Below are 391 nucleotides of genomic sequence, written 5' to 3'. Positions count from 1 at the left end.
TCATTTCCACCAGCAGCCTCACGCAGAAGGCGCGGTTTTCCACTCCGGTCATCTACACGGGAATATCGTCGTCGAAATCCGGAGCTGCATTGTTTTGAGTTGAACTCTGATCGGTATGCTGTTGATCGCTTTGCGGCTGGTTGTATGACTGGGAAGGTGCCAATTGCACTGCTTCAACCCGGTGAGGAAGGATTGCGACCCGCGATGCCTGAACTTTCAACGCAGAGAACTCCTTACCCTCCTTGGTCCAGTTATCAATGATCGCTCGCCCTTGGATCAACACCCTCATGCTTTTCTGATAAAGGTTGGCATAGTGCTCTGCGTCTTTATGCCAAAACTCGACATTGGCCCAGAACCCTCCACGGTCCTCAAAGCCTGTGCCATCGCTTTT

Annotated in this window: 1 protein-coding gene; it reads right to left on the bottom strand. The window is 51.9% G+C overall.

Annotation, left to right across the window (positions count from 1 at the left end; genetic code table 11):
- Positions 1–52: 52 nt before the first annotated feature.
- Positions 53–391, bottom strand: a 339-nt coding sequence (locus tag ABJ99_RS24860) for a single-stranded DNA-binding protein (RefSeq protein ID WP_054088057.1), incomplete at its 5' end; no start/stop codon positions are given.

The sequence above is a fragment of the Pseudomonas syringae pv. cilantro genome (genome assembly GCF_001293775.1).
GTDB classification, from domain to species: Bacteria; Pseudomonadota; Gammaproteobacteria; order Pseudomonadales; family Pseudomonadaceae; genus Aquipseudomonas; species Aquipseudomonas syringae_P.
This window is presented reverse-complemented; position numbering and strand designations above follow the sequence as displayed.